The 8,767-nt window shown below is 61.1% G+C and carries 10 protein-coding genes, 1 pseudogene and 1 riboswitch; of the genes and pseudogenes, 7 read left to right on the top strand and 4 right to left on the bottom strand.

Annotated elements, in window-relative coordinates; translation table 11 throughout:
• Nucleotides 1–155: 155 nt before the first annotated feature.
• The 6 genes from VIW95_RS12415 (at nt 156) to VIW95_RS12390 (ending at nt 4,679) form a co-directional block, all read left to right on the top strand.
• Nucleotides 156–803: a protein-L-isoaspartate(D-aspartate) O-methyltransferase gene (locus VIW95_RS12415; RefSeq protein ID WP_331586917.1), complete on the top strand. Its 648-nt coding sequence runs from the start codon at nt 156–158 to the stop codon at nt 801–803.
• Nucleotides 804–865: 62 nt separating this feature from the next.
• On the top strand, nt 866–1,633 hold the full coding sequence (locus VIW95_RS12410) for a M23 family metallopeptidase (protein WP_331586915.1): 768 nt from the start codon (nt 866–868) through the stop codon (nt 1,631–1,633).
• A gap of 47 nt (nt 1,634–1,680) precedes the next feature.
• Complete coding sequence (locus VIW95_RS12405; RefSeq protein ID WP_331586913.1) at nt 1,681–2,202, top strand: adenine phosphoribosyltransferase; 522 nt, start codon at nt 1,681–1,683, stop codon at nt 2,200–2,202.
• Nucleotides 2,203–2,217: 15 nt separating this feature from the next.
• On the top strand, nt 2,218–3,120 hold the full coding sequence (locus tag VIW95_RS12400; RefSeq protein WP_331586911.1) for a cation diffusion facilitator family transporter: 903 nt from the start codon (nt 2,218–2,220) through the stop codon (nt 3,118–3,120).
• A gap of 9 nt (nt 3,121–3,129) precedes the next feature.
• Nucleotides 3,130–3,765 (top strand): cysteine hydrolase family protein, encoded by a 636-nt coding sequence (locus VIW95_RS12395; RefSeq protein WP_331586909.1) that lies wholly within the window; start codon nt 3,130–3,132, stop codon nt 3,763–3,765.
• Entirely contained in the window at nt 3,765–4,679 is a 915-nt protein-coding gene (locus VIW95_RS12390; protein ID WP_331586907.1) for a redoxin domain-containing protein, read from the top strand. Before VIW95_RS12395 ends, VIW95_RS12390 begins: the two co-directional genes overlap by 1 nt.
• Here the strand turns inward: VIW95_RS12390 and VIW95_RS12385 are convergent.
• The 4 genes from VIW95_RS12385 to VIW95_RS12370 all read right to left on the bottom strand — a co-directional run bounded on the left by VIW95_RS12385 (nt 4,630) and on the right by VIW95_RS12370 (nt 8,029).
• Nucleotides 4,630–5,322 carry a thiamine phosphate synthase gene (locus tag VIW95_RS12385; RefSeq protein ID WP_331586905.1) on the bottom strand — a complete coding sequence of 231 codons (693 nt, stop codon included), beginning with the start codon at nt 5,320–5,322 and terminating at the stop codon, nt 4,630–4,632. The two genes, VIW95_RS12390 and VIW95_RS12385, sit on opposite strands and share 50 nt — an antisense overlap.
• A gap of 171 nt (nt 5,323–5,493) precedes the next feature.
• Nucleotides 5,494–6,270, bottom strand: coding sequence for a thiazole synthase (locus VIW95_RS12380; RefSeq protein ID WP_331586903.1), 777 nt, complete (start codon nt 6,268–6,270; stop codon nt 5,494–5,496).
• A 110-nt stretch (nt 6,271–6,380) separates the two neighbouring features.
• Complete coding sequence (gene thiS, locus VIW95_RS12375; protein WP_331586901.1) at nt 6,381–6,599, bottom strand: sulfur carrier protein ThiS; 219 nt, start codon at nt 6,597–6,599, stop codon at nt 6,381–6,383.
• 48 nt (nt 6,600–6,647) lie between these two features.
• A riboswitch (TPP riboswitch) is annotated at nt 6,648–6,751 on the bottom strand.
• A 63-nt stretch (nt 6,752–6,814) separates the two neighbouring features.
• Entirely contained in the window at nt 6,815–8,029 is a 1,215-nt protein-coding gene (locus tag VIW95_RS12370) for an SIMPL domain-containing protein (protein ID WP_331586899.1), read from the bottom strand.
• A 380-nt stretch (nt 8,030–8,409) separates the two neighbouring features.
• Here VIW95_RS12370 and VIW95_RS12365 point away from each other — a divergent pair.
• A pseudogene (locus tag VIW95_RS12365) lies at nt 8,410–8,767 on the top strand (phytanoyl-CoA dioxygenase); the annotation flags it as partial.

The following is an 8,767-nucleotide window of genomic DNA, read 5'->3' as shown; positions in this document are numbered from 1 at the left end:
GAGCCTAAGTCCTGGAAGTGAATCTTGATGCCCGCTGAATCGAAAAACGGCACTCTTCCATCTCCCGCGCATCAAAAGTGGCGAAATTCCGCGTCTCGGCAATCTCGCTTGATACCTTAGTCGTTGGCCGACGTATCTGTATAATGATGCTGGCGATGGCGATTGACCTCGAAAACGCGCGGGCGCGGATGGTGCTCGAGCAACTCGAACGCCGCGGAATCAAAGATCCGCGCGTGCTCGCCGCGATGCGCACGGTCGTGCGCCACCGATTCCTTCCCGCCGAACTTCACGATCACGCCTACGATGACGGCCCGCTGCCGATCGGCGATTCGCAGACTATTTCGCAGCCGTACATGGTCGCGTTGATGAGCGAAGTCGCCGAGCTGACTGGCACTGAGAAAGTTCTCGAAGTCGGCACCGGCTCGGGCTACCAGACCGCGGTGCTCGCGCGCCTCGCACGCGTCGTTTATTCGGTTGAGTTCAACGCACATCTTCACGATCGCGCCCGCGTGATTCTCAACGGTATGGGCGTCAGCAACGTCTATCTTCGACGCGCCGACGGTTCGGATGGATGGCCCGAGGAGGCCCCGTTTGACGTCGTGATGGTGACGGCTGCGATGCCGGGGATCGCGCTGCCGCTGCTCAATCAGTTGACGCCGCAAGGCCGATTGATAGCGCCGATTGGCGAAGACGAACTCCAGACACTGGTGCGTATCAGCCACAAGACCGGACACTGGAACGAGGAATATTTCGGCGAGTGCCGATTCGTAAAGATGACCGGCAAGCACGGCTTCCAGGACTAGCGCACTGATATTTCGCGGACCCGCAGGGATGTGGTGCGGGGCGGTGACGGACGGCGGATGAAGTGACCGAGGCGGGTACTAGCTATACGCGGTGGATTTCGCGCGCGAGCGTGGCGGTGGCGCTCGCGCTGTCGATAGCTTTGGCCGGATGCGGCGACAGCTCCCCGCCCACCAGCAGCCTTCCCATCGGATCGCCGCGCCCTGTCTCTCACGTTGTCGCGCCCGGCGAGACTGTCTACCACATCGCAACAGAATACGGCGTCAGCGTCGGACGCCTGATGGCCGCGAACGGACTCAGCGATCCGCGCGATCTGCGCGTCGGCCAGGTGCTGACTATACCCGGCGGATATCGCGGCGCCTCAATCGGCACCGCGTCCAGCGGAGTGCATCGGTACACCGGCGAGCGCGCGTCGCGCCAATTCCAGTGGCCGGTGCAGCAAGGCGTGGTCTCATCGGGATTCGGAATCCGCAACGGCGCGATGCACGACGGCGTCGATATCGCGGCGCCTGCCGGGACTCCTGTCTATGCCGCCGACACCGGCGTCGTGATTTTCTCAGGCACGCTCCACGGCTACGGCAACACCGTGATCATTCGACATGACGACGGTTACGCGACGGTTTACGGGCACAACGAACGCAACCTCGTCAGCGAAGGAACCCGGGTCGCGCGCGGCCAGGAGATCGGCGAGATCGGGCGCTCGGGGCGCACCACCGGCGCGAATCTCCACTTCGAAGTGCGCCGCGACAATGTGGCCGAAAATCCACTTGCCTATTTGCCCGAGCCCGCGACCTCCGATGGAATCAGCTTTGCCGCGGCCGGCGGCAGCTAGTATCTTTGACCACCGCACGCGAGACTGACTGTGCGATGGAATCAAGGATGACTGCCGAAGCAATAAAAAAACTGATTCGCAATGTGCCGGACTTTCCCAAGCCCGGCATAATGTTCAGGGACTTCACGCCGCTGATCGCCGACGCGCGCGGCTTCGCGGCAGTGGTCGATCAACTGGCCGAGCCATATATCGGGAAAATTGACGCCGTGGTCGGAATCGAGTCGCGCGGCTTTGTGGTCGGCGCTCCCGTGGCGTACCGATTGGGCGTTGGCCTCGCTATCGCGCGCAAGCCCGGCAAACTCCCCTTTCATACTTACGATCAGGCCTACGATCTCGAGTACGGCAGCGCAACATTGCAGATGCATCAGGACGCGCTGGCCGGCAAAGGTCGCGTGCTCCTGGTTGACGACTTGCTGGCGACTGGCGGCACCGCAGCAGCGGCGTTGCAACTGATCCACAAAGTCGGTGGCAACGTGATCGGATGCGCGTTCGTGGTCGAGCTCGACGCGCTCAAAGGTCGGGATCGTCTCGCGCCGGTGAATTGCTTCTCGCTGATCCACTATGATTGAGCGATGCGAACCCCGATGGACAATCACGAACCGCACCCCCATGCGCGGTTTGATCAGCGCCGCCTGCTAATCGTCCTCGGCGTCACCTCCGCATACTTCGCGACCGAACTCGTCGGCGGATACCTGACGGGCAGCCTCGCTCTGCTGTCTGACGCGGTCCACATGCTCACCGACATCGCGGCGCTATGCCTGGGTATGCTGACGTTATGGATCTCGACGCGCCCCGCATCGTCGGCGAAATCCTACGGCTATCTCCGCGCTGAAATCCTCGGCGCGCTGCTCAACGGCCTCTTCCTCTGGCTGCTCGTAGTCTTTATCTGGATCGAAGCGTTCGAGCGATTGCAAAATCCGCGTCCCGTTTCGGGCTTGGGCGTGATGGCCATCGCGGTCGTCGGCATCGGCGTAAACACCTTCTCCGCGTGGATGACTTCGGACGCGCCCGGCGGTCACCAGCATGGAATGGCAATGCGTGCAGCGTTCGTCCACGTCACTTCCGATCTCGTCGGCTCAATCGGTGTGCTCGCCTCCGGCGCGCTGAATTATTTCACCGGATGGATGCAGGCTGACCCCGCCGTGAGCATATTGATAGGAGTCCTCGTGCTGTACGGCTCATGGGGCCTGGTGCGCGAGGGCGTGGACATCCTGATGGAATCGGTGCCGCGACATATTGATCTCGACGAAATGCGCACCGACCTGCTCGCCGTCAGCGGCACCGAGGAGGTTCACGACCTCCACGTCTGGTGTCTGACGACCCGGCAGATCGCACTATCGGCGCACGCCGTGGTCGCTGCCGACGCGGATCGCGATCGAGTGCTGGCTGAGATGTGTCATCTGCTGCAAACCAAGTTCGACATCCATCACCTGACCCTGCAGCTCGAATGCGACAATCGGCGCCGGCACGAGCCCGAACATTTCTGAGTCAATCCGATGAAAGCTGATCAAACCATCTTCTACGACATCAACACGCAGCGCGACTTCATCCTGCACGACGGCAAGTTTCACATCGAAGGCGCGGAGAACCTCGTGCCGAAGTGGAAGGCGATTACCGATCTCGCGCGCGATCAGAAAGTGCAAATCGTTTGCTCGGTCGACTGCCACCTTCCCGGCGACCCGCAGCTCAAAAGTTGGGGCGGACCATATCCTGATCATTGCATGGCGGGTACTCCCGGCCAGCAAAAAATCGCCGAAACCAGCCCGCTCAATCCACTGACGCTCGAAAACCGCGATTATACGCCCGACGAAATTCAGAAAGTCCTCGATCACGAGGGGGAAATTGTTTTTCGACGCCAGCAGTTCGAGAAGCTCGCCGACAACGCTCACCTGAGCGCCATCTTGCGGCTAGTCCTGCGCCCATACCAGGACATCGTGATGTACGGCGTGTACACGGAATCATGCGTCGCTCGCGAGATCACAGCGCTCATAGGAGTCGGCCCGAAACTCCACATCGTCACCGACGCCGTCGCGATTGTTGGCACCGAGTCTGCTAGCTTCGACGCAAAATTGCAGCAGGAGGGCGTCGAGCTGATCTCCTACGACGACTTGAAGCTGCGAATGCTCAACTGATGGCCGCATCGGAACCTGTCGATCCGCCCGTTGACGCACGCGCGCCGGAATTCTACGACGAGCCGTGGGTTACTCCGCCGTTCCAGCCCCTGCGCGCGATTTGCGCTCTCATCCTGGTCGCAGGCGGCTTCGGCCTCTATGAATATGTGCTGGTGTCGTTCTGGTCGGTGCCGTGGATGGGCATACACGAACGAATCCCATGGCCCGCGTTTGCGATCCTGGCTGCCGCGTTTGCGCTCTCGATCGCAGGACTCCGGCTCGCTCTGGGGCTCGCTTCGCCGCACGGCAAACTCGGCTTCGGCCTGTTCGCATTCCTGGCATGCATCGTCGTGGGAGCAGGCGGCGGCCGCTTTGTCAGTTATGTGATGCGCGCAACAGTCAATCCGCCGTTTACGCTGAAGCTGGCGGTCGGACAACGATTCCCCAGCTTCGCGCTCACCGATCAAAATGACTCGGTTCACCGCGGTCCGTCACCGACCAACGCGGGCGCTACGTTGATTTACGTTTATCGCGGCGACTTCGACCCATTCGCGCGATTCGAGCTCGCCGAACTAACCGCGCCAGCCAACGAAACCGATTTTCGCCGCGCCGGCGTCGCTACGCTCGCTATCAGCACCGATCAGGTCGAGCGATCGAAAATGCTCGCAGGATTTCTGCGCACCAAAATCCCGCTGCTCAGCGATACCAACGAATCGCTCATCGCACCGCTCGGTCTCGTGCAACATCATCGCAACGGCGAGCCCGACAACGCGATCCCCGCGTTTTTCGTCGTCGATCGAAATGGCATCGTGCGATGGATCTTCATCTCGCCCTACTATCGCGAGCTCCCGCCGCCTGGCACTCTCCTCGACGCCGCCAAGTCGGTCATCGCCGGCGAGACGACGCGTCAATCGCCGACAGCATCGCCGCAGTAGCCAGCGCCGGCGAGTCGCTCGCGAATATCGCCCCGATCGACGCGACTCCCGCCGGCTGCCCGGTGGGTTCTTGCGATGCAAACAATTCGCGCGCACGCTCAGGCGTTATGCCACCGAGCGCAAATACCGGAATCGCTCCGGCACCGCACGCTGCGGCGAGTCCGCTCGCGCCCCACCCCGGGCCGGTGGCAGGCTTGGATAGTGGATCGAAAACGGGACCGAATACCGCGAAGTCAGCGCCCTCGCGCGCGGCGCCGGACACATCCGGCGGCGAATGACTCGACACTCCTATAAGCCGGCCGGGTCCAAGCAGCTTGCGCGCCATGCTGACGCCGATCGAGTCGAACGGCAGATGAACACCGTCGGCCCCCGCTGCAATCGCCACATCGACGCGGTCGTTCACTATCAGTGGCGCACCGGCGCGCGTGCAAATCTCGCGAAGCCGCAGCGCCAGTTCGTAAAGTTCGCGCGCCGGTAAATCTTTCTCGCGGAGCTGCAACGCGACACTCCCCGCAGGCGCAGCCGTCAGCGCAGCCTCGCACGCCGCGACCAGATCGCCATCTTTTACGATATGCCGATCAGTGATCAGATAAAGCCGAAACCCAATCCGTTTTTGTCCGGCGAACTTGTCCGTCTTGCTCATCTGAGCGGTGCCTGTCTGTCATCCTCACGAAAGCGAGCAACGCAAATTTGTGTGTCATCCTGACGACGCGAGCAACGCGAGGGGAGGAAGGACCTCGGACAGCTCCGCGCAAGCGGAGCCGGTACCGGTTCTTGTTTCTCGCCGCAAGGCGAAAGACCACTTACGCGCGCCCTACCCGATCAATCCCGTCAGCGGACTCGACGCCGTCGCATACAACTTGCGCTCGATCCTTCCCGCGCGATACGCAAGGCGGCCTGCCTCGACCGCCAGCTTCATCGCACGCGCCATAGCGATCGGATCTTTCGCACCTGCAATCGCGCTGTTCATCAGCACCCCGTCGCACCCAAGTTCCATCGCCTCGGCCGCGTCGGACGCCGTGCCGACGCCCGCATCGACGATCACCGGCACCTTCGCCTGTTCGATGATGATCGCGAGGTTGAACGGATTGCGGATCCCCAGCCCAGATCCAATCGGCGCCGCCAGCGGCATCACCGCCACGCATCCAATCTCCTGCAGCCGGATGCACGTAACCGGATCGTCGGTGACATACGGCATCACCTTGAATCCTTCTTTGACGAGCACTCGCGCTGCTTCGAGCGTCGCTGCGACATCGGGAAACAGCGTCTGCTGATCGCCGATCACCTCGAGCTTGACCAGCTCGCCAACCCCAACCTCGCGCGCGAGGCGGCAGGTGCGGATCGCCTCCTCTGCGGTGAAGCATCCGGCGGTGTTGGGCAGAATCTGGTAGCGCTTGGGATCGAGATAGTCGAGCAGATTCTCCTTGCCGCGATCCGTGATGTTCACGCGGCGCACCGCGACGGTCACGATCTCGGCGCCACTCTCTTCAACGGCCGCCTTGGTCTCAGCAAAATCGCGATACTTGCCGGTCCCGACAATCAGCCGCGACTTGAATTTCTTTCCGCCCAATTCAAATGAAGTGTCCTGCATATTCTTTTCTTCCCCTCTCCCTGCAAGGGAGAGGATCGAAGGTGAGGGTCCTTATTCAGCGCGCGATTTTTTCGCACGCGATTCAAGATTCCGCTTTCCGCTTTCTGCGTTCATCCCCCGCCAACAAAGTTGATTATCTCAACCTGATCGCCCACTCGCACAATCGTCGCATCGTAATTGGCCTTCGGCACGATCTCGCGATTGATCTCGACCGCCACGCGGCCCCGCCGCATTTTCAAGCGTTCCAGTAGCGCAGTCAGCGGCGTGTCGCCGGTTAGCAGGTACGATTCGCCGTTGAGTGTGATTGAACTTGCGATAGAGTCCGGCATTATTGAGCCGCTTCTCCGGTGAGGGGAAGCGGCCCAGGCGCAGCCCGAACGTTGCGCCATCGGCTTCCCTACGCCGGCATTACCCGGATCAGGTTCAAGGGGTTCTCCCGCAGGAGCTCTCAGTGCGCTAACGCACACCCCCAGCCTGATCTGACTATACGACTCCCGCGCGGAACTGTCAAAAATGCGCGCGGCCCGGCTCACTTCCTCAGCTTCTATTCGATCTGGTACGTCACATTCACGTCGGCGCTGAAACCTACGTCGCGCGGCGTCACCGGCATCTCGGCCCCCACCGGCGCTGCAACCTGTGCCCTGTGTATGCTGCTCCAACTCGCCACGGCCGCCGTGTACTGGTTTCCGTAAACAACATATGGACGAGCCTGCGCGTTGGTTGTGATTCGCAGGATTCCCTTCAGCTTTACGCCCATCGAGCTCGCGAGCGTGTCCGCCTTCGACTTCGCATCCGTGGACGCCTTCTCGATTGCTTCCTTTCGCGCCGCGCTGTCGTCCTTCAGCGTGAAGCTGACCTGGTTGAGGCGCGCCGCCCCGGCTTTCATGGCATCTTCGACGACCGGTCCCAGCAGCTCGAGTTTCGGCGTTTCCGCGGATACAGTGACTTGGGCGTCGTAGACCTTTCGTTGCGGTTGCGGCAGGGGCAGCGACTGATACTGGGGATTTCCCGCGCGCTGTTGCGGGTTGATCTGCTCCACACTGAAATCCGCCACGATGACTTTGCCCTGCGCACCCATTTGCTTCTTGAGTGCGGCCTCGACTCGATTCACGATGGCGTTGCCTCGGCGCACGCAGTCGCCCGGGGAGGCGGCCTCAGACACCACCGTGAGACCGACGAAATACGCCGGCGGGCGGCGCCGATATCCAGAGCCGTTGGCGTAGCGCGAAGAAGAAGCGATGCCTACTGGGTCTGTCGCTACTGCGGAAGTCTCATCCGCGTCGTCCGGCATCTGACCGACGCCCGCTTGACCTGCCGACGTCGCGCCTGCCGCTAATCCCGTCTGGATCAGATCGCCAAGCGGCTCCATCGAACTACTGAATACATTCAGGTCAGCCTTGAACTCCCAGGTGGCAGCCGGCTCCTCGGCATGCAGCACCGTCGGTGTCGGCGTCGCCATCCCGCCATATTCGATCGACGGATTGAACGAGAAGTCCGAGGTCGTGACCTTGGCGGAATCGCCGAGCTTCGCCTTCAGCGCGTCGACGACTTGGCGAGATATCTCAGCTTCTTTTCGCGTGCATTCGTCGGCCGAATCCGCACGGGCCGTCACCCCAAACGACAACGTCATCATGTCCGGCTTGGCCGAAGAATCGCCGTGACCAGTTACATCGATCGTCTTCTGCTGCCCCAGCGCCACTGCGTTGAGCGTCAGGATCATCGGCATCGCCAACAACGCTGCAGGAAGCCTGAATTTCATGTTCGTGAGATCCCCCTTCGCGATTCGATTCTGTCCGCAACTACTGGTTTACGTCCACCGATCATGGATGAACTTTTCAGCCTTATTGCTCTGCCCCGTGCGTGCTACTCTACGCGATCCGCCATGGACAACTCTCTGTTAACTCAGCACTCCCTTACCCGTTCTCGAAACACCAATTTTGACGGAACAAAACTACCCTTAGTGGTAGGCCGCTACCAAACCACAACTAATGGTATGAATTTGCCTTTGCATAACTTCTGTTCCCCTCTCCAGAAGGGAGAGGGGTTAGGGGTGAGGTTGCGATTTCTGTCCGGTTCGATCAAGCCCGCGCTATTGTGCTACTGCGAAATCGATCCTCAGTAAGCGCGTGGGAGACTGCTATGCCAGCTACATCGGCAATCGTTGACCAACTCACCGACGGGCCGGGATTCGTTCTGCTCCCGAATCTGATCGACGCATCCGACGCAGCGCACGCGCGCTCGCGCGCGTTGGAAATCGCCGCCTCACCTACTGCTTTCGCGTTCGGAAAACTCAACGAGAAGATCCGCCAGCAGCATGTTCGTGGGCTCCTGGCACACGGCGAGATATTCGAGCGGCTGGTGCAGCATCCGGGGATCATCGAAATCGCCGAGGCGATGCTTGGCGACGACCTGACGCTCGGCGCGTACTCTGCACGGATTCTGCATCCTGGCGCCACCGAGATGGGAGTCCACATCGACTATCCATACTGGGCGATGC

It is taken from the genome of Binatus sp. (SeqCode) (genome assembly GCF_036522015.1).
GTDB lineage: Bacteria > Desulfobacterota > Binatia > Binatales > Binataceae > Binatus.
This window is presented reverse-complemented; position numbering and strand designations above follow the sequence as displayed.

Bases quoted from the DNA above. Each gene is read 5' to 3' on its own strand.
- VIW95_RS12415 (WP_331586917.1), top strand. From the start codon at position 156: ATGGCGATTGACCTCGAAAACGCGCGGGCGCGGATGGTGCTCGAGCAA.
- VIW95_RS12405 (WP_331586913.1), top strand. From the start codon at position 1,681: ATGACTGCCGAAGCAATAAAAAAACTGATTCGCAATGTGCCGGACTTT.
- VIW95_RS12395 (WP_331586909.1), top strand. From the start codon at position 3,130: ATGAAAGCTGATCAAACCATCTTCTACGACATCAACACGCAGCGCGAC.
- thiS (WP_331586901.1), bottom strand. From the start codon at position 6,599: ATGCCGGACTCTATCGCAAGTTCAATCACACTCAACGGCGAATCGTAC.
- VIW95_RS12390 (WP_331586907.1), top strand. From the start codon at position 3,765: ATGGCCGCATCGGAACCTGTCGATCCGCCCGTTGACGCACGCGCGCCG.
- VIW95_RS12380 (WP_331586903.1), bottom strand. From the start codon at position 6,270: ATGCAGGACACTTCATTTGAATTGGGCGGAAAGAAATTCAAGTCGCGG.
- VIW95_RS12385 (WP_331586905.1), bottom strand. From the start codon at position 5,322: ATGAGCAAGACGGACAAGTTCGCCGGACAAAAACGGATTGGGTTTCGG.
- VIW95_RS12400 (WP_331586911.1), top strand. From the start codon at position 2,218: ATGGACAATCACGAACCGCACCCCCATGCGCGGTTTGATCAGCGCCGC.
- VIW95_RS12370 (WP_331586899.1), bottom strand. From the start codon at position 8,029: ATGAAATTCAGGCTTCCTGCAGCGTTGTTGGCGATGCCGATGATCCTG.